The 19,523-nt window shown below is 43.0% G+C and carries 13 protein-coding genes; 7 read left to right on the top strand and 6 right to left on the bottom strand.

The window, feature by feature from the left end:
- Positions 1-625: 625 nt before the first annotated feature.
- A complete protein-coding gene (locus ACQY77_RS04105) occupies positions 626-1,090 on the top strand; it encodes a hypothetical protein (protein WP_421939256.1) in 465 nt (154 codons plus the stop codon).
- 1,792 nt (positions 1,091-2,882) lie between these two features.
- A complete protein-coding gene (locus ACQY77_RS04110; RefSeq protein WP_421939255.1) occupies positions 2,883-3,581 on the top strand; it encodes a DUF1826 domain-containing protein in 699 nt (232 codons plus the stop codon).
- Between the two features lie 26 nt (positions 3,582-3,607).
- On the opposite strand, the gene ACQY77_RS04115 is transcribed toward ACQY77_RS04110, so the two are convergent.
- Entirely contained in the window at positions 3,608-4,456 is an 849-nt protein-coding gene (locus tag ACQY77_RS04115; protein WP_421939254.1) for an NAD(P)-dependent oxidoreductase, read from the bottom strand.
- A 143-nt stretch (positions 4,457-4,599) separates the two neighbouring features.
- Between ACQY77_RS04115 and ACQY77_RS04120 the strand changes: the two genes are divergently transcribed.
- A complete protein-coding gene (locus tag ACQY77_RS04120) occupies positions 4,600-5,403 on the top strand; it encodes a DUF4262 domain-containing protein (RefSeq protein ID WP_421939253.1) in 804 nt (267 codons plus the stop codon).
- A gap of 48 nt (positions 5,404-5,451) precedes the next feature.
- Here the strand turns inward: ACQY77_RS04120 and ACQY77_RS04125 are convergent, their stop codons facing one another.
- From ACQY77_RS04125 to ACQY77_RS04140, 4 genes are read right to left on the bottom strand one after another with little or no spacing between them, the layout of a single operon-like run.
- The gene (locus ACQY77_RS04125; protein WP_421939252.1) at positions 5,452-6,162 is read right to left on the bottom strand and encodes a DUF92 domain-containing protein; all 711 of its coding nucleotides are present in this window, start codon (positions 6,160-6,162) and stop codon (positions 5,452-5,454) included.
- A gap of 57 nt (positions 6,163-6,219) precedes the next feature.
- Positions 6,220-7,482 carry a hypothetical protein gene (locus ACQY77_RS04130; RefSeq protein ID WP_421939251.1) on the bottom strand — a complete coding sequence of 421 codons (1,263 nt, stop codon included), beginning with the start codon at positions 7,480-7,482 and terminating at the stop codon, positions 6,220-6,222.
- Entirely contained in the window at positions 7,479-7,832 is a 354-nt protein-coding gene (locus ACQY77_RS04135) for a hypothetical protein (RefSeq protein WP_421939250.1), read from the bottom strand. Before ACQY77_RS04135 ends, ACQY77_RS04130 begins: the two co-directional genes overlap by 4 nt.
- An 11-nt stretch (positions 7,833-7,843) precedes the next feature.
- Positions 7,844-9,487: a hypothetical protein gene (locus ACQY77_RS04140; RefSeq protein ID WP_421939249.1), complete on the bottom strand. Its 1,644-nt coding sequence runs from the start codon at positions 9,485-9,487 to the stop codon at positions 7,844-7,846.
- Positions 9,488-10,466: 979 nt separating this feature from the next.
- Here ACQY77_RS04140 and ACQY77_RS04145 point away from each other — a divergent pair.
- Genes ACQY77_RS04145 through ACQY77_RS04160 form a run of 4 tightly spaced genes read left to right on the top strand, consistent with a single transcriptional unit; the run spans position 10,467 to position 18,552 of the window.
- A complete protein-coding gene (locus ACQY77_RS04145; protein WP_421939248.1) occupies positions 10,467-12,401 on the top strand; it encodes a DNA/RNA non-specific endonuclease in 1,935 nt (644 codons plus the stop codon).
- Between the two features lie 5 nt (positions 12,402-12,406).
- A complete protein-coding gene (locus tag ACQY77_RS04150; protein WP_421939247.1) occupies positions 12,407-13,603 on the top strand; it encodes a trypsin-like serine peptidase in 1,197 nt (398 codons plus the stop codon).
- 6 nt (positions 13,604-13,609) lie between these two features.
- Positions 13,610-15,460: a trypsin-like peptidase domain-containing protein gene (locus tag ACQY77_RS04155; protein WP_421939246.1), complete on the top strand. Its 1,851-nt coding sequence runs from the start codon at positions 13,610-13,612 to the stop codon at positions 15,458-15,460.
- Positions 15,457-18,552 (top strand): ATP-binding protein, encoded by a 3,096-nt coding sequence (locus tag ACQY77_RS04160; RefSeq protein WP_421939245.1) that lies wholly within the window; start codon positions 15,457-15,459, stop codon positions 18,550-18,552. The genes ACQY77_RS04155 and ACQY77_RS04160 overlap by 4 nt, the downstream gene beginning before the upstream one ends.
- A gap of 337 nt (positions 18,553-18,889) precedes the next feature.
- On the opposite strand, the gene ACQY77_RS04165 is transcribed toward ACQY77_RS04160, so the two are convergent.
- Positions 18,890-19,372, bottom strand: a complete 483-nt coding sequence (locus tag ACQY77_RS04165; protein ID WP_421939244.1) for a hypothetical protein — start codon at positions 19,370-19,372, stop codon at positions 18,890-18,892.
- Positions 19,373-19,523: the final 151 nt, after the last annotated feature.

The raw sequence follows: 19,523 nt of genomic DNA on the forward strand, positions 1-19,523 counted from the left end.
TAAAGTCAGGTAGTAAACAGTGGCAACAGAATTGTATCAATTGTTAAATTGCATCGGATAGCAGGATCATGCGACCCTTCGGTCCGCACGTTCACAATACACCAATCGTAATGTTGCATTACCTGGGAGCTCATAGCGTTAATTAAAAGATAGACGAAAATTGTTTGGCTGCAAGAATATCGGTGTATTAGTAGTAATACATCGTATTTTCCGCAATTTTAAACCTTTTTTTGGAGAAAAATACGTTTTTATGTAAAAAACCTTGTTACAAAAGACATCAGTTTCATAGGTTACTGATTTACAATTATATAAAATTATGAATACGCTTTAAAAATTGTAATCAGGTAACTTCTCCTGGAGTAAAAACAGCTGATTAAACGTACGACAGACTTCAAAACACCATATATGGGTGACCAGGATAAGAAAAACATGGAAGCTGTAAAGACCACAAATAGTTCTTTAACCTGGTGCAGGTTTTAAACCATTTAGAAAAAAATAAAACAAGTGATTTAATTGTATCACCAATGAGTGACATTTTTATATATTTGTTCATCGAGGCTTATCAGAACCGATTACAAACCATTAGAAAGCTCATTTACAAGGCCTCAACTAAATTATCACGCCAATGCATTTCATCCCCTTAAAAGACAGACAGTATACTTCTGAAGACATGAAGTTAAAAAAGGTTTACGATCAATTCGGAGCACTGCTCATGGAGTTGGAAAAGAAAGCCTTACCTGCTGATATTTGCTCCAAGATCAATGAACGGATTCAAATCATTAACAACTCAACATTGTCTGGTACTCCGCTAATAAAGCTTATCAATCAGGTTCAAAAAGAAACCTTAAAACAGCTGGAACAGCAACTCAAGATTGTCCCGGAACGTTATTATCAAGGCATGTGGATGTTGCTTGGCATGTCGGGAATTGGGCTACCCATTGGTGTTGCCTTTGGTTTAAGTATTGGTAACATTGGCTTGCTCGGAACTGGCCTTCCCATTGGTATGTTAATCGGGCTTATGATTGGAATTGCAATGGACAAGAAGGCTCTTCAGGAAGGAAGGCAATTGGCCATCAGGATAAGCTGTTAAGGATCCTGAAAAACATGCTTTACTACCCAGCCAGGCCTCAGCACTGTTTCTCCGTTTCGCTCGGATCGGCCTAATAAAGTTTTCGGGATGCACTGCCCCCGCCACAGCACTGACTTTAATAGGACAAAAGAATTCCTTTTCTTCCTCACCGCCGGAAAGGCTCTTTCTTTTCTCTTGATAGAAAAGAAACAAAACCGAGCCTTAGCGAGCTCATGAATGCCATTGAAAACAATAAATACTAATGAATAACATCAAGGCTTGCATCCTTTCTTGGCTAGCAGCATCCGAATGCCATTAGCGGTAATAAGAGGCCTTGCCATTACACAAATCCACCCCAGGCTGCTTATTCCCTTGGGCAGTAAGTAAACGGTTGAAACTGCAAGCATTCAAATACCCTATCCGGCGAAATGCTGCCAGGCCGGTAGCGTACCTGGGAAAAGGCAGTTAATTATTTAACGGCAGCTAGCGAAACGCCTAAACAATCAACATCGAACATGTATCTGCGTAGCTATCGTAGTTTAGCTTCCCTCCTTTTTTCAAGGAGGGGGTGTGTAAGCCCGTGTGATGGCAGGGGCGGTAAAACACCGTAGAATCCCATGAGCATTTTAACCATATAAGGCATTTAAGAACATATAAGATCAAATACTCAATTCTTAACGCAATAGCTTTGCCACCATGCTTCGCCACCCAGTTAGGCCTCAGCACTGACTTTAATAGGACAAAAGAATTCCTTTTCTTCCTCACCGCCGGAAGGGCTCTTTCTTTTGGCTTGGCCCAAAAGAAACAAAAACCCAAGGCTTGCATCCTTTCTTGGCTAGCAGCATCCGAATGCCATTAGCGGCAATAAGAGGCCTTGCCATTACACAAATCCAGCCCAGGCTGCTTATTCCCTTGAGCAGTAGATAAACGGTTGAAACTGCAAGCATTCAAATGTCCTATCCGGCGAAATGCTGCCAGGCCGGAGGCGTACTTGGGAAAAGGCAGTTAATTATTTAACGGCAGCTAGCGAAACGCATAACCTTGCAAACCGTCATTCTTACATAAAGAAAGTTTATTACCATCGCTTTGGCCTCCCTACTTTGCCACCCAGCCAGGCCTCAGCACTGTTTCTCCGTTTCGCTCGGATCGGCCTAATAAAGTTTTCGGGATGCACTGCCCCCGCCACAGCACTAACTTTCAAAGAAAAACGGCGTAGCCCTCATGAATACCATCAAGGAAAATAAACACTAATGAATAGTTTTAAGCCGACACTTTTGTTTCTTTTGGTGTCAAAAGAAAGACGCCCGTCCGGCCAGGACAAGATAATTCCTTTTCTTCCTCACCGCCGGAAAGGCTCTTTCTTTTCTCTTGATAGAAAAGAAACAAAACCGAGCCTTAGCGAGCTCATGAACGCCATTGAAAACAATAAATACTAATGAATAAAATAAAGGCTTGCATCCTTTCTTGGCTAGCAGCATCCGAATGCCATTAGCGGTAATAAGAGGCCTTGCCATTACACAAATCCAGCCCAGGCTGCTTATTCCCTTGGGCAGTAAGTAAACGGCTGAAACTGCAAGCATTCAAATGTCCTATCCGGCGAAATGCTGCCAGGTCGGAGGCGTACCTGGGAAAGGCAGTTAATTATTTAACGGCAGTTAGCAAAACGCATAACCTTGCAAACCGTCATTCCTTCGCAGGAATAAATCAGCATCGAACCGATCTACCAGCTCAGTTATTTGAGCTAGAATGGCTCGTCTCCGCTATTTGTTCCTTATTTTTGCGCAGCAATAAATGCAGACAATCTTGCAAGTATATGAACAATACATTTTCTGATGGCAGTCCGATTGAAGTGGTTACTGATTTTGCTGAACTGGTCGCGGCCAACTTTGAAGGCGCTATCAATGCCATTTGCTGGAAAAGAAAGCTGCAAGGCGACTTCAAAGAAATTGTTTCTAAGCTTCAGCTGAAAGAAAACATTACCGAAGTTACCGCAAATGACCTGCTATCTCTGCAACTATCTGAACAGGGACAGCTGGCCAGGGAGATTATTTTAAATGATATGCAATCGCTGACTGATTTTGGCGCCTCACCTGCTCTCAACTTGCTTAAAAGTTATGAACGCGATGAAACTTTCGACTTTATTTCAACGGATGTATATTCCTTTCATGTAGATCAATCGCCCATTGGTACCGATACTTTTTTATGTACCTACTATGGCGCCGCAAGTGACATCCTGCCCAATGAGCAGGCTGTACAAAAAGTCTTGATTCCCGAAATTCGGGAAAAGCTTAAAGATTTACACAATGGCCCGGATGAGGACTTTGAAGCCTTCTTAAGGGAATATTATTTTGACCTGCATTACCAGTCCAAGCCAAATGCCAGTCCCATCAATTTAGGATCTGGTCATTTGTGGAGATTAGCAGTACAACATCCCGGGCAACAAGTTTTACCCTGTATCCATCGGGCACCTGTAGAAAGGGATGGTGAATACCGGCTACTGCTGATTTGTTAACTGATATTAAAGCCTGGGGCTTTTTATTAAAGGTTATCTTTGGCAATTACACTCCAGTCATCTGCCCCGTGCCCCTTTGCGATCCAGTTATCCATCTGGCTTACCACCGCGGGCAGTACTGTTAAGTTTACCCCACTTTTTTCTGCGGCTTCCATCATCAAACCAGCGTCTTTTCTCGCCATATCCAGTTCCCATGATGGTTTACTAAAATCACCTGCCCTTATTTTGTCGAACCTTGCCGGTACGCCTGCGCCTGGGTTCCAGGAACCAAACAAGGAAGCTACATCTGTCGCATCAATACCCAGGGCTTTAGCAAGACCAAGTGCATCTGCAAGTCCGGCTGTAAGCGAGATCAGGAAAAGATTGCCAACCAGTTTTATTCCCGCTGCTTTTCCTTCTTCAGGACCAAAATTGATGAGTTTACCAGTCATTTTTTCCAGTTCAGGTCCAAGCTGCGCTATTACGGCCTGATCTCCTGACACCAGCATGCTTCCACTTCCTTCCAGCGCATTCGGAGGTCCCATAAATACCGGGGCATGCAAATAGCAGAATCCTTTATCTTTCCAAAATGCTGTTCGTTCAATGGCTCCCGCTACCGAAGTTGTTGTATGGTCAATGATAACCGCAGCCGGAGAAAACCCAGTGCTTGCGGCTGCCAGTACTTCATTTACTGTGGCATCATCTTTAAGTGTGAGGTGGATAATATCTGCTCCTTTTACTGCTTCTGAAGGGCTTTCGAAAGCTTTTGCTCCATCTGCTTCTAAGGCCTGCGCCTTTGATGCCGTCCTGTTCCACACTTGTACTTCTTCTCCACGACGGAGCATGGCCTTAACAAAATTCGCCCCTAAAAGGCCGGTTCCCAAATATGCTTTCATAGAATATTTTATTGATGTGATAAAGGTAAGGAACGGCAGGCATTTCCAGCAAAGAAAAATCTTCTCCCCTCAGATTTAAGTTCATTGCTGTAACCCAGCATTCCGCCACTTATATTAAACATTAGGCTCATTTTAGCAAAATTTTGTATGTTGTAAAGCATTTTAACCACAGCCCTCAGCACCACGTGAATAACGATAAACCACATACCTGCACCGATAAGGAAACATTATTAAAGGAAACCAGGTCAAACATTCAGCAATATGGTCATCAGGTGATCATGCTGAATGCGACCAACTACTCACCCGCTTTTGCTTATAGCATAGGCTTATGGGAAACTTACCATCATCCCGAGCTTATTTGCTTTGGCTTATCTGTTGAGCTGATGCATCAAATCATTAATGATGTTGCCGAAATGATAAAGGCCGGGCTAAAAATAGCAGCCGGAAATAGCTATTCCGAAATTTTTAAAGACAGCAAAGCGACCTTTTTAAAAGTAGATGAGCGAAATATAGGAGACTATTTTAGCGTTGCTTTAAACTATTATGAAGATAAGCCATTTGAAGCGCTTCAGCTCATCTGGACCGATCGAAATGATAAATTCCCATGGGAAACACATTTTGAAGAAGAATTTGAGTTTAAGCAACCTTTACTTGACAGAAATGCTGACTTCAAATTTCCTGAACATAAAAATCTGGCAGCCTTTACAACACAGCAATGGTTAGCAGAACACAAACCCATTTTACAAGTGATTCATGACCATGATGGCGACTGGCAATTTTTAACAGGCGACCAAATGCCTGAGGACATTAAAATAGTGGCATTACATGCCATGGTTTCAAAGGACAACACCTTAAACCAACTATTTGACCTGGAGTACGGAGAAATGGCGGAACGGAAGTTTATTGGAGATCCATGGATCCGGTCTAAATTTGAAGATGAAGAATAAACGGGTTGTGAATAGTATTAAGTTATAGATAGCTTTTATTACTTATAACTAAAGGATATTTAACAATATTACCACCAACGATGCTGTTACCGTATTGATAAAATTAACCAGATTATTTCCGATTATCCCCTTGCGTTCTAACAGCGCCCCCAGAAACGAATCGGTAAGGTTACCCAGTGTGCCCGCTATGATGATAAAGAAAAAGTTGATGTTCCAGCCATAGCCCAGGGCGTAAATAATGGCCAGGATGCTGCTTCCGGCAACACCAATCAATGTACCTTCTATACTGATGACCCCATCCTGTCCGCAACGGTCGGGCCTGAAGGTTACGACATTGAAAAACCTTCTCCCATACACCATTCCCAATTCGGAAGACAGGGTATCTGCTGTAGGCGAGGCAAAAGCAGCAGCCATGGCCGGCAACATCCAATGGCTCAACTGCGGATCAATCAGAATCAAAACACAGGCCATAGCAGCAGCTCCGGCATTGGCCAAAACCTGCAAGGCACTACGGCCATTTCTGGCTTCTTCAGGCACAGCAAAAGCCTGTTTGTAGTCCCGCTTCCAGGAAGTAGCGGCTGAACCCAGGATAAAGAATGTTGTCATCATGGCAACACCTGTATAACCAGCACCGGCAAAAATGAGCCAGGCCAGTACGCCACCTGTTAAAGCAGCAAAAACCGTCAGCTTTTTCGCCAGTACACTATAAGCTATGCCAGAAACAATGATAAGGGGCAATAAGATGTTGCTGTTGAACATGCACAAATATATTCGAATTGTTTTGGTCAAAAAGCATACTACTTATATTAAATTCTCTTAAATGAGTGTAACATCAACTGTTGATTTAACTGTTGGCAATCCTTTTACCCAAACGGTGATCCGAACCAATCCTTTATAACCACTGGTACCACTGTTAAAGTTAACTGTAGCGGTACCTTCTGCTGTACTGAGCGTGCCCTGACTGAAGGTTCCGATATTTACTCCATTGATATCTGTCGCACTATACTCTAAAGCTATATCTGCATTTGGTTTGCCCACATTTCGCTTTAATGTTATCGATACCGGAAGGCTGCTGTTTGACGCTGCGCTTAAGGTTGCCGCTGCAGAAAGCTGAATATAATCGGGCAGCGCCTTGATAAAATTAACGGTGTATCGCCTTGTTACACCTGCCAGGGACAGGCCGATATGGGCTGCAAGCGGCTCATTACTTTTTAGATAAGCTACAACTTTCCCATCCAGGTCTGCGGCGATCTCAGTTGTTTTTCCCCCGGCTGCGAAAGAGCCCTGATCTGTTTCAAAGGAAATTTTCTGTGCCGAGAGCGGCAAGCTTTTATTTACCATTGCGGTTATCATTACCGTACTAACGTTATCCGAGGCAACATTGTCGGTGATTGGCTGAACGGTAAACAAATTATCGGCATTGGGAAGGATAAAGTTTACCGCTTTGGTTGCAATACTCCCCTCGTTTGCTACACGTACCGATGCTGTACCGGTCGTCGCTCCTTTCAAATAAGCTACCGCATTACCGGAGTTATCAGCCACCAGGCTAACTGTTGCGGTATTGTTGCCAAATGTACCCAGATCGGTTGTAAATACTATTATGCGTTTCGCCGGGTCTGTGGCAGGATTGATGTGCGCTGCGATTTTTAGTGTGGAAAGATTATCAGCAGCCAAAGTTTCCGATGCCGGGTTTTCAAGCGATATGCCTGCCGAGGCTGTGAAGGTTACCGTCTTGCTAATTTTAAATTCCTTGACCTTTGCATATAAAGTATTAATGCCCGCAACCCCACTTTTGAGATACGTAGTCGCTTTGCCGTCCTGACCGGCAACAATGGTAATTGTTGAAGTACCATTGGTAAAAGTTCCAATATCGGTTGAAAAAACAACATCTCGCTTATCTGGATCGGCATCTGCTTTTATTTGGACGGTAACTTTTAAAGTGCTCTGGTTATCGGCAACAAGTTTTTCCTCTGAAGGATTTTCAAATACAATTACTCCTGAATAATCCAAAGGTTCATCCTTACAGCTTATAGAATACGCAGCAAGAACGAGAAGTGTAATGTGAATTAGCTTTTTCATATAAAGCGGATCATGCAATGTTTGATATCACTAAGCTTATTTGTTTTATTCACTACTTGCACATAAATGAAGCAGTATTTGTAGTCCTTAGGACTATCTGCCAGCTTTTCGAGCTTGAGTTTTACCGTCATTTTCTTATCTACCCCTTTATGAACCATAGTCTTGGAAAGCTCCTTAACGAACTTACTGTTACCATCCTGGAAGTAAATATTATTACTATGGTTTAGTTGATAGAAAAGATCAATAGCTACCTCTTTGCCACCCGAGATGGTAAAGTTCACTGTTATCTCGCCTGGCAGCGATATCTCCTGGACATCTGGCGTAATCTCGCTTAAGTATACAAATGACATATCTTTATGATTTAGGGTTTTAATATTTTTACTTGGTCAGCTGAAAAAAGGCCGCTAAAGACGGTTCTGACATCGATATCAAAAGATAACGACACGAATGGTTTTCCTGCGATGGAATTATTAGTATTCAACGGGTTATCATTAATTTTGGTAAACCATACATAACCACCGTTGAACCGTACAAAACTTGCTACCCTAAATCCGACACCGGTAACCAGGTTCATACTATTGGCTAATAAGTCGGCCCGGTAATTGGGTTTGGCTATACTGCCTACTGACAAGCCAACCAATAATGAAACACGCTTGGCCATGTTGGTTGACCAGGTAACCTTTTCATTGCGGTTCACTGGTCTAAAATAAATATTGGTTCCCAGGTAAGGGACCATTTTACCAGCCGAGGGGATTAAGGCGAGTCCCAGGTCAGCACTGATGTATGTATTTGCCCTGGTCACAAAATCTGAGTTAAAACTTGTCCCTGCAACTATCGTATAATCGAAAATGCTCTGAACAATGACATCTGCTATTGTTGCAGCCTTTGCTACAGTGGCATTTCCAGCCTGTAAGCCCTGATCAACAAAGGCTTTTGTATGATGTGCCAATGCTTCAATACCATCTTTAATATTAGCTTTTATTGTTTCGAATTCTTTATTTCCAGCAATTTTTATATTGTCTAATTCTTTAAGATAAGCGGTATTAGCGGTTTGCTGTTTACTGATATCGGCTGCCAAAAACGAAGGCTTGGATAGTGGCGTTTCCAACAGTGAGGCAGACATTGCTAACAACTTTCCTAAGGAAATAAGATTATTGGCTTTTTGCCCATCCTTACCATACATTTTATATTGTGTTGTAAAACGATCCAATGTCTCCAGGTATTCCTCCAGTAACACCGCTGTTTTCTCCAGTTGATTTTTGGCCAGCAATTCCCCCTCATAATTACTGGAAAGCAATTCCACAGATTCGCTGATCCGAAGATTGTCCGCTTCATTCGCGTACTGAGTTGCCAGGTTGTATTTCGCGAGATATTCGCTAAGGGCTTCCTTAATTTGGATGACGATTGAATTCACCTTTTCCACTGAGAACTCAAAGGTCCCATTTGAACTCTTCATCAGTGGTCTCAGTTTTTGCTGGGTAATTTCCTGAAGTTTTTTCTTCTCCTCCAGCGTGAGTTTTCGCTCAAACTCAAAAATAAAGGTAAAATCGCGGTTGGGAGGGAGTTTTCCAATAGAGAAATGAAATGCATCATCAGCGCCAGCCCTTGTGCCTTCTGCTTTTCTCCACATATAATTTTTCCCTTCCGTATTCTTGGCTTGTTCGAGTTTGATTTTGTCGATGAAAGCTTTATCCGGTTTGGTAGCCAGGGTAATCTTGTTGTAGTAGGCATTAACATTTATAACTTGCTCCCTGGTGACAAATGTTTTATCGCTCAGTGAAAGTTTGATCTTAAATGGCGTATCAAATGGAAGAATATTACTAAAGGCGTTAAGCCCAAGATCCACCTCTATCTCTGGAGAGGTTCCGGTTACGACTACATTACCTGTCACCGTCTTTGTCTTTGTCTTTTCGGTTATAACCGTTTGGGCTCGTAACTGGAAACTAAATAACAAGGCAAGCGGGATACATAAACGTAATGGGCGTCTTAAAAATTGCTTGAGCATATTTGATGTATTTAGATGTTTGGTTTGTTTCCCTTGCTGGAAAATCTTTTTTTTTGTAAAAACGAGAACTGCCTGCCTATAATATTTAAGTTTAAAATACTATTAGAGAGACAATTAATTGACTGAATTTAAGAACATTAAAGCTTAAATAAAACTATTTAGAATATTTTTCACACAAATACTTATTTATAGGTACACGCTTGTAAAGCTGCTTGTCTAAGGTCTGCCACAAATCCTGGATTTTTTGAGAAGGTTTCTATTTGCGTCTAAATCATGTCAGACTTGTATAGACGTTTTTGCAAGTGTACCAGCCAGTTATGTAGGACAATCAGCCTAATTCATTGTTATCAGGCTTAGCAATGCCAAGTATTAACTTTATCCTGATTTCAAAATTTTGTCAGTTATATCGGCTATACCTTACCAAGCTGGCCTTTAAGTTTCGGTTTGTTCTCGGAATATTAGAGCTTTAAAGAATACCTAAAAGTAAGTATTGCCGAATCTCGGCCGTTGTGGTAGTTTTATAAAGAAAACCAAAACTTCCTGTTTCAACTTTCATAAGTAATATAAACCCCGTTTTTGTGCTTGATCCTGTTCATATCCGCCAGACAATGCTTTAGATAAGTAAGGTAGTAGAGTTAAGGTTCCAAACAACTAAAAAGTATAACATTTATTAAGATTTACCCTGGTTGGCCTAAACGCACCAATAGTATTTGCAACTGGTAAAATCTGCTCCTATAATACTTGATAAGTGCTGCGTGAATTTTGTAACAGTCTTGAATATGCTATCCAAAACACTCTGCATGGGTTTTGACCAGCATCGGTTTGATCTGCTACACAGTAATTTTTAAGATATGCCCTATTGTCTGATACCATATAGGATAACAGGCTATACAACTCTTTTTTATAGGCATTTACCGATTTGATGATACAAATAATTAAAAAATACCTGCAAATATTCACTGTTTTAATAAAAAAAATTATGGCAATACTAGAAGGAATCTTTAATAAAGAGGCGACTACATGGTTCTACAGTCAGCTTCCGGCAGAACAAGCTCCTCCGGGCAATCCACCACAGCTGGTTGTGGCAGAACAAAGTTATCTTCATGTGTTTTTAAGGTCGATGCGGATCAAAAACACACAGGAGCTGTTTAGCAAATACTACCCAACAACACATAGTCATATAGAAATTGGGGATATTTCAAGGAAACAGGCTAAGTTCAATACAGTTACCACGCCGGGAAACTTGCAAGCTATAGATGCCGCACGTGTGGACCTGATCATTAATATCAGCCAGCGCCTGCTCGGACCTGTACCTTATCGTGGGGGCGGACTCAAACTGGAGGTAGGCCTGTTTTCAATCAAGGAGCAGGATTTGCTCAAGCCATTTGTATCCTTGCTGACCAACCTCTCGAGTTTAGGAGGTGTTTCTTTCCTTTCTGCGGCCCTGCCCTATGTAAAACCATTGGAAGAAGGCATATCGCTACTGACCAATGCTGGGGATACCAGGCTCGAGATTGGCCTAAACACTGAATTCAAAGATGTGACCACGGGCTTCTATGTAGTGATGCGTCAGGATGCAGATGAAATCAATATCAAAGAAGTACGGGTATCGCCAAACGACTACCGCCTGCTGGATAAACATGGTAACACCATCAAAGATGCGCCGTATATGGTGCTTGAGATTATGGCATCAGCAAACAGGGAGGATTATTACAATATTCCGGAAGTATCGCTGGCCTATAATACCATGCGTGAATTGCTGGCTCTTGGGAAGACGGAAGAAGCCAGGCAGGCGCTTGAGGCACTTAAACGGGAAATGTACAATAGTCCTGATCTCATCTTTTCTGATAGTAAGGAAATATTCAAAAAAATTAGCCAACAGGTTAACGAACAGCTAGAGAGCCTTCCCAGCCAGCTGGAAAGTCTTAACGGTAAATCTGCTCAAAGCCTTCCTGACCTACAGAATGTGCTGGAAGGTGTGCAGAGCTTTGAGGGGTACGAAGGATATCTGGAGAATTTCCTTGGTCAGCCCGTTACAACACCAAAACTGGATAAATTTAAAGGCGATATTACCCAACTTATCGGTTCAGAATCCTCAATCCTCAAATATGTTAATTACAGTGTGGAACTTTCAACCTCCCGGAAATTCCCTTTTTACAGCGCCAGCAACATCAATGGGGCTGCTTTTAAGAAAGCCGACCGCAGTGACCGTTGGAGACGGGATACCCGTGTTGCCTTTGACAGTCAGTACGGCCAGGAATTATATGCTGCCGATCAAAGTAATTTTGACAGGGGGCATATGACTAAAAGGGAAGATGTACAATGGGGCGAGCAAATCGGGATTGCTGAAAAAGCAGCAGATTCGACCTTCTTCTTTACCAATGCAGTACCGCAGCACGCCAAACTAAACCAGCGCATCTGGCGCAAGCTTGAGGATTATATCCTACATACTGAAGCCGTAAACAATGGTTTTAAAATTTCGGTAATCACTGGCCCGGTACTTCGTGGTGACGATCCGATATTCGTAACCAGGGTAAACCAGATCAGGGTAAAACTTCCCAAACTTTTTTATAAGGTTGTTTATTACCTGAAGGATGGTAAAGACCTTCACCGAACAGGATTTCTGATGAGTCAGGAAACCCTGCTGAAAAAAAACAACATCATTGAAAGTGACCAACTGGAAGTACTGGAAGGCAGCAAACCACCTTTCATGGATTTTGACAAGGCTGGTACCTACCAGGTAACAGTCGCCGCGATAGAGCAGTTAACTGGCCTTAAATTCTCTCCTGCAAGGGAAGTATTTAGCGACCAAAGGCCTATTGAGCTGATCGAAAAGCAGGTTGACGTACTTGAAGCACTACCGGGGGTGCTCGACTTCGATTATGGTTTTGGAATTGAAAATATCACAATCTAAAGCGGATGAAAAAATACGACGATAAATTGGGCCAATACCGATCGATGGTTTTCGGACAGGAAGCGACCAGCAATAAAGCCAGATCTATTGCTGAATCAGCCGAAAATATGAGCCTGGAATCCTTATCTGACATTGATCAGGAAGCCAAGATCAAAACTGCCATCGAAACTCTTGAAACACTTGCCCAGCGACATCCAAAAAAGGCTAAACTAGTACATGGCATTAGCAGGGAGCTGAATGACAAGGGCGAAAAAATGTTACATGCACTACAGGTAAACAATGTCAAATATTTCGAGGAGTATCCGAAAAGTATTGAGCTTCTGGAAGTAATTGTACGGACAGACGGGACACGCCCTAGCTATCTGCTTAAAAATGACCGCATAGATTTCAGTACAGGCGTAAAAGGCGAGTGGGATGAAATCCTGGTTGCTTCCGGAGACAGGATTGCCGGAGCCATGGAATGTTTAGGACGGATAGAACTTAGCGGACAGCATATTGGCACCGGCTTTTTGATCGCTCCCGACCTGATTGCGACTAACCAACATGTGCTCCAGGATGTAAGTCAAAGGAATAGAAACGGGAACTGGGAGCTTAGGGCTGATGCCGTAATTGATTTTGGGAGGGAACTGAACGGTATCGGCTCCCGTACCCCCAGGAAACTAAAGGCGGTTGCTTTTGCTGGCGATGATATCGATCCTTCAAGCATTGACCATACTAAACTGGATCTTGCACTAATTGAACTGGAACCGATCGATACTTCGTTCCTGCCCGTGCATATACTGGGCGTGGAACGCAATCCCAGGTGGGCCGATACAGACAGGTACATTATCACTGCGGGGTATCCGGGAAATCCGGGCCTGCGCGGAATAGGTATGTACGGAACGGAAGTGCTTTCTATGATATTTGACTACAACTATGGTTTTAAACGCCTCTCACCAGGTAAGACCATGCAAACCACAGCTGTATTTACCGGAAGGGCCACACATGATGCCAGTACACTTGGAGGCAATTCTGGTTCACTTATATTGAGCCTTGGTAACGAAGGATTTGCTGCCGGTATCCACTATGGCGGACGAACAGGTGAACCTCGTGAAAACTGGGGACATATCCTGGGAAATAAACTCCAGACTAAGCCAAACGGACAGCAAAATTCTCTGGAGGATATTCTGAAGACCTACGGGGCTGTAATCAGCAACAATTAAAAAGCTATGAACATTACAATAGAAAATATACTCGATGCACTAAAAACTACCCGGAAGGAGTTCGGCGGGATGTTCATACAGGCACAGGGGCTGCTTCCCATAGATCAGCGTTATGAATTCGAGACCATCGCTGTTGATACACCTAATGACAGGTCTGCTTACCAAAAAGCAATCCAGCATGCTCAGATCTATGATTTTTTCAAGGAACTGCTGATGTTGATCGTCCAGTCAGGCTTAGAGTCAGGGCTGATTGCCCAACAACTGTTGAACAACGGGGCATCTATCCCCGAAAGTACCCTCCAGTCCATTGTCAATGCCAATGGTTTTACCGAACCCCATACCTATTACCAGGGCATTGCGCAGAGTATGAAATGGACCGGCAAAGTGATTATTCAGGGCCAGGATGCGGGCACTGGTGTATTGATCGGTGCAAACCTTTTCCTTACTGCATGGCATGTAGTAAAAAAATTATTTAATCCGGACCAAACGCCTAAAGCTGTGGTTATTGCAGAAGTTGAATTTGACAATTTCCTTTACCTGCAAAAAGGGCTCTATAACCGCAGTAATTCAGAGCGGGTGAAGTTTCACCAGGACTGGCATGTTGCACACTGCCGCTGCCATGATCAGGAACTTATCCCAACGGCTGTACTCGATCCAGCTTGTTTTAAGGATCATTGGGATTATGTGATCCTGAGGCTTGATCGTACCTTGGGTTTTGACCGTGGCTGGGCTAAGCTGGACAGTCGTGCTGTTGTCCCTCCTAAAGACCAAAAAATCGTACTTTTTCAACATCCTGCAGGCCAGGCCATGCGGATCGACCAAAATGAGATAACAGGTTTTGAGCCTGAGCATCCAGGTATCCCGAAATTCCGTTTCCTCCATTTGACCAATGCATTACATGGATCCTCAGGAGGCCCTTGTTTTGACAAGGAATTTGCACTGGTTGGTATACACCAGGGCAGCTGGCCTGAGGGCGCAGTTCAGGCTGAACCTGCGGTGGCTGTAGCCATATCAAGAAACCGTGGAATTCCGATTACCAACATTATAGACCACATTAAGCAAACCATCATTGAACTACCTGTTCCAATGGTAGAGGATTCACCAGTCTTTTGGTTAAAGGATCAGGGCTTTGAGCCGATTATGGGCTGTGATGAATTTCAGTCGCTGATCTGGGCTATGGTTCTTCGGCAGCAAACGCAAATCCTCAGCATTACGGGCGAAACCCATAGTGGAAAAAGTTTCCTGTTAAAAGTAGCCGACACCCTTTTGTCTGATCAAAGACACCTCAAAATCAGCTTGCCTGCAGAAAGGATCGCCAAGATCGATGTTATAGAATTATTGACACTTATCGCCACTGAGCTGGGTGTACCTGTACCAACAGTTACCCCTTTTCATGAATATGACAATACCGCTTCGATGTGGCTCAGAAACCACGTTTTCACCGAACTGATTAATATTCTCAATTCATTGCATAATGGCCGGCTGGTCTGGATATTTCTGGGCGACCTGAACCGCTTTACACTGGAAGGTGCACATGTTTCGGAGTTTATTCTGACTATTATGGACTTAACCAAAACTGTCCCCTGGCTGAGAATTGTACTCGATGGATACAATTCTATATTACCAACCGGTATCCGTCCCATTAGCCTGGACTATCGAAACAGAAAGGTAACGAGGGAGGATATCAAAAACTACCTGAACAGGTCTTTCATCAAACTCGGCATCAATGAGAATGCACAGCTGATTAGCGGAATATTATTCTCTGACTATGAAAAAAACTTGACCGAACGGCCGGAAACCGCACTAAATGAACTCAGGATTATGGCAATGAACACCCTTAACAACGCAATCGGATGATAGAATTCAATAAATATACTTTTCAGGCCAAGATGGAAAACCGTCTGCGTTCGCTGGCAGCTCAGCAGGAACCGCCTCTCCTATCCGCTATCGAATCAGGTGGAAGCAGCGAATATTCGGGGGAAGACATTAGCAACGAACTTGAATTGTTGCGCAGATTTGCCGCCACTACAGGCCGCTTTTTGCCTGTAGAACTCTTAACTCACGCAGGACTGGACGACCGGATCAGATTGCTTAATCATTTTAGCCAGGAATGCAATGTGCTGCCTGGTGAACAGATTGAATGGATATTAAAAAGTGAAGTACGCTCTGGCGTAATTGCCGCAATGACCGAACTGGAGATCCTAAACCACTTCCTGAGCAAAAGATTACCTCCCAGGGATGAATTTGGAAGGCTGCTGTTCGAGGTACTGTTTAATAAAACAGAATTCGACCTGAAGAACATGCCCCAGAAAAGCCTGCTTGAACTTTCAAATGTCTTATGTTCTGTTGGCAATATAAATAACTCCTGGATTGAACGCGTGAGGATAGTCCTGCAAACTTCTTCTTTCCTCGACGGGCATTACCATATCCCTGAAAATTTTATGGGACGTGATAATGAGCTATCAGTTCTGGACCGTTTTGTAAAGTCAAAACCCAATTCCAGTTCATGGAGCGGCTACCTGCTGCATGGACAGGGCGGATCAGGAAAATCAACTTTACTGGCTAAATTCTGCAAAGACATGCTGGCAGCACAAAATGCCTTTTTGTGTATATTGGATTTCGACCGGCCAAGCATCAATGCTGAGGATGAACTCTGGTTGAACGAAGAATTGGCCACGCAACTCGCGGCGCAATCAATTGCAATGGCCGAAAAAATCAACGGATTTAGAAATGTAACATCAGGCGGATTACCTGGGGCAACAACTGAAATCCTTCAGTCGGACCCACGTTCGGAAAGCATATTGGGGTATTTGCGTGTTTTGTTACTTGAACAGCCCTCTCTCCCTCTCATTTTCATCCTGGATACCATGGAGCAGGTTGTTCTCCATCAAAGCTGGGGTATACTTTCTAAATGGCTGGACCGGCTTTGTGACATCTTTAATCCTATTCCCATAAAGGTAATCTTATCGGGCAGAATTTATGAACAGATCAATTCAAGCAATATAGAAACTACCATTAACCTGGCAGATTTCAACCGTAAAACAGCCATCGAATTTCTGGTCAGGGAGGGGATTTCCCGGGTCGACATCCTCAGACTTTTTAAGTTTGACCTGATTCCCTTCCGACCTTTGGAGCTCCGGCTGATTAGCAGGATCTTAAAACAGGGCCAGGTTGATATGGACGAACTTGTAAGGGATATTTCGAGTGGAAAGGATGATGGAATAGCTGGCGAGTACTTTATGGGTAGTATTTATCGCAGGATACTGGGGCGTATTGACGATCCAATGGTAAGAAGGGTCGCATATCCGGGGCTGATTCTTAGGTATGTTAATCCCCAGATCATTTTAGAAATCCTACAGCCTGTTCTGGAACTTGAAAATATGGATGATGAAAAAGCAGCTGAAATTGTCGAGCAACTGGAGAAATATGCCTGGCTGGCACACCGGGACAATGCAGGAAATGTGTGGCACAGAAGGGACCTTAGACAGGTTATGCTGAAGCAGATGATGACCAGCGAAAAGAAACTGGTATTGGCTATACAGCAGCGGGCGATTGCCTATTTTGAGAACAGCTCCTCTGCTGAGCTATCGGCTGAAGCCATGTACCACAGGATGATGATGGACAAGGGTAAACTTTTATTTGTACCGGAACCTGCTAACCTTGAGGATGCTGTAGAATACCTCAGACGGGATATCTCTGATCTGCCTGCAGAATATAACAGTATGATCAGATATGCTGAAACCGGAGAGATTGACACGACCAAAATAGACACCTTGCCCTTAAAATATTTCAATGCGGCCTATCACCGAACAGGAAAAGCACTGATTGCTAAAGGTCTTGTGCAGGAAGCTCTTGAATTATATCAGGCAGGCATATTCAAAAAAGTTGAAAGCCCGATGTTATCCAAAACGGACCCGGCCCATTGGGAAACGGAAGTGCTTTTCCAAACCGGAAATTTCGATATGCTCAGCCAACGATCTCCTGTACGCATGTCATCTGGCCTGCCTGAAGAGGATCTGGGCAAATACCTGATATCAACATTTCCCTATCTTATTCTTCCTGAACCGAATTACACGCGCTACGATCTGGCAAGGTGGCTGGAAAGGCCAAATCTTAATTATACAGACTGGCTACAGCTTTTTAGTGGGGAAAATAGTGTGCAAAACATCAACAGGCTGAGTTTTGTGTTAACACTTATGAATCATGAGCAGCCCTTTGATTCTGCTCAACGGAGTACCGTGGCATTTTTGCGGAAAATGGCCTCCGAAAACCTCCTATCCGCCCATGTACAGGAAAGCCTGATGTTGCTTGACCTTATTTCGGGTAAAGGGCTTCCAAACACCTATCTTTTCGGGACAAATTACATCTGCCTAGACCTGGAATGGCTTCAGGGTATCTTATCGAAAGGAAGTCCTGACAGCTTTGCAGTCGAGCTTATCATAAAAACTGTACTCGAAGCCTCTGCCCAAAAAATTCCGGCCAGGCAACTGCTCAGCAACATCGATATCATCGAAAACGTTAGAAACAAAGGTACTCTGTATGGGTTAGACACCACAAACCTTAGCGTGGATGAACGTACTCAATACCTCTCAGCTCCGCAATCGGTATTGCGAACAACTTGTAAATGGGTACTGTACAAAGCAATGGAAGAAGGTCTTGCGGCTTCGCTAATCCGGCATGCAGTAGGAGAATTCAATGGAGCCTTAGTAGCAGACCTGGATAAAATTGTTTTCAAAAAGCGAAGAAGGGAATCGTACGACTGGCTGGACGCTTTAATCGAGCTCATCGACAGACAATGGAAATTACCCGACTTTATTCACCGTTTGGCCACAGAATGGCGGCATACAGAACAGCTCAATGAAACAAACCAGCTACTGACAAAATGGATCGAAGCAAAGGAGGTACTTTTGAGAAATGCAGCACCGGCACGATTGCATAATAAAAAATAGGCAGACCAATTTACCTGCCTATTTATGAAAGATTTACGAAATTGTTTCAAACTTAAATGCTCCCTATCCGGAGCGTTCTACGGGAGTTCTACAGATTGAGTAGTATCAGAAAAGAATCTTCGACCCGAATGCAGCTCTCCTAGTTCCTGTTGCGACCCCTAGATGAAGCGTAGTTGATCCGTGCTTGAAGCATACATAAAGCGTATACTAAGCGTAGTTAAAGTAAGAAGCACTTTAGTTATACTATATTTAAGAAACAGAGATCAATGCCATAAATAACAACAAAGAAGAGTGACTTAGAGCGTTTTTGATTTCCTATATATTATGATCTAATTTATTAATTTATAATCTTCATCTTTTTTAGAAACAAAATCCACTCGTCATTGTCGTAATCTGGAATAATTTCATGATACCTTTCTCCAAAGACATAGTTACTCAAGAAATAATCAAAATCACTGATAAAAGTCATCGGAATATCCGGATCATCATCTTGCTTAAATGTATAAATACCTTGGTCAATGATGTCCAATATCAGTGGTTCGTACAGAATCTGACCAATAGATATGAGTGAATCTTTAGAATTTTGTCTCTCGTGGAGCACAAATTGATTCTTCTTCAGGTCATCATAGCCCCAAAAGTCAATAGAACCAAATCTTGCTCCATTTGTAAGTTCCAGAAATTCTGAATAGGCACCTATTTTCTCCATCGCCCTGCCCTCAACTTTAATTCCAGGCTTTAATTGGGCGAAAACAACACTGGCCGGATTTTTATCCAGCTCATTCTTAACCAGTTTTAATGTTTGATGAAGTTGTGTATTCATTTGTTATAACCGATTTTGTATTCAAGCCTTTTCTCCTGTAAATTTACGATCTTACCATAGCTATCCAATTCGATGGCACTATTGGCGAAAAGTGAGGTTGTTCTGCCTGTTTCTGGGCTTATTGTTATCCAGCAGCGTTAGCGGCAATCTC

Source organism: Pedobacter sp., assembly GCF_965279535.1.
GTDB lineage: Bacteria > Bacteroidota > Bacteroidia > Sphingobacteriales > Sphingobacteriaceae > Pedobacter.

Bases quoted from the DNA above. Each gene is read 5' to 3' on its own strand.
- ACQY77_RS04125 (WP_421939252.1), bottom strand. From the start codon at position 6,162: ATGTTCAACAGCAACATCTTATTGCCCCTTATCATTGTTTCTGGCATA.
- ACQY77_RS04140 (WP_421939249.1), bottom strand. From the start codon at position 9,487: ATGCTCAAGCAATTTTTAAGACGCCCATTACGTTTATGTATCCCGCTT.
- ACQY77_RS04115 (WP_421939254.1), bottom strand. From the start codon at position 4,456: ATGAAAGCATATTTGGGAACCGGCCTTTTAGGGGCGAATTTTGTTAAG.
- ACQY77_RS04155 (WP_421939246.1), top strand. From the start codon at position 13,610: ATGAACATTACAATAGAAAATATACTCGATGCACTAAAAACTACCCGG.
- ACQY77_RS04130 (WP_421939251.1), bottom strand. From the start codon at position 7,482: ATGAAAAAGCTAATTCACATTACACTTCTCGTTCTTGCTGCGTATTCT.
- ACQY77_RS04105 (WP_421939256.1), top strand. From the start codon at position 626: ATGCATTTCATCCCCTTAAAAGACAGACAGTATACTTCTGAAGACATG.
- ACQY77_RS04150 (WP_421939247.1), top strand. From the start codon at position 12,407: ATGAAAAAATACGACGATAAATTGGGCCAATACCGATCGATGGTTTTC.
- ACQY77_RS04110 (WP_421939255.1), top strand. From the start codon at position 2,883: ATGAACAATACATTTTCTGATGGCAGTCCGATTGAAGTGGTTACTGAT.
- ACQY77_RS04135 (WP_421939250.1), bottom strand. From the start codon at position 7,832: ATGTCATTTGTATACTTAAGCGAGATTACGCCAGATGTCCAGGAGATA.
- ACQY77_RS04145 (WP_421939248.1), top strand. From the start codon at position 10,467: ATGGCAATACTAGAAGGAATCTTTAATAAAGAGGCGACTACATGGTTC.
- ACQY77_RS04160 (WP_421939245.1), top strand. From the start codon at position 15,457: ATGATAGAATTCAATAAATATACTTTTCAGGCCAAGATGGAAAACCGT.
- ACQY77_RS04165 (WP_421939244.1), bottom strand. From the start codon at position 19,372: ATGAATACACAACTTCATCAAACATTAAAACTGGTTAAGAATGAGCTG.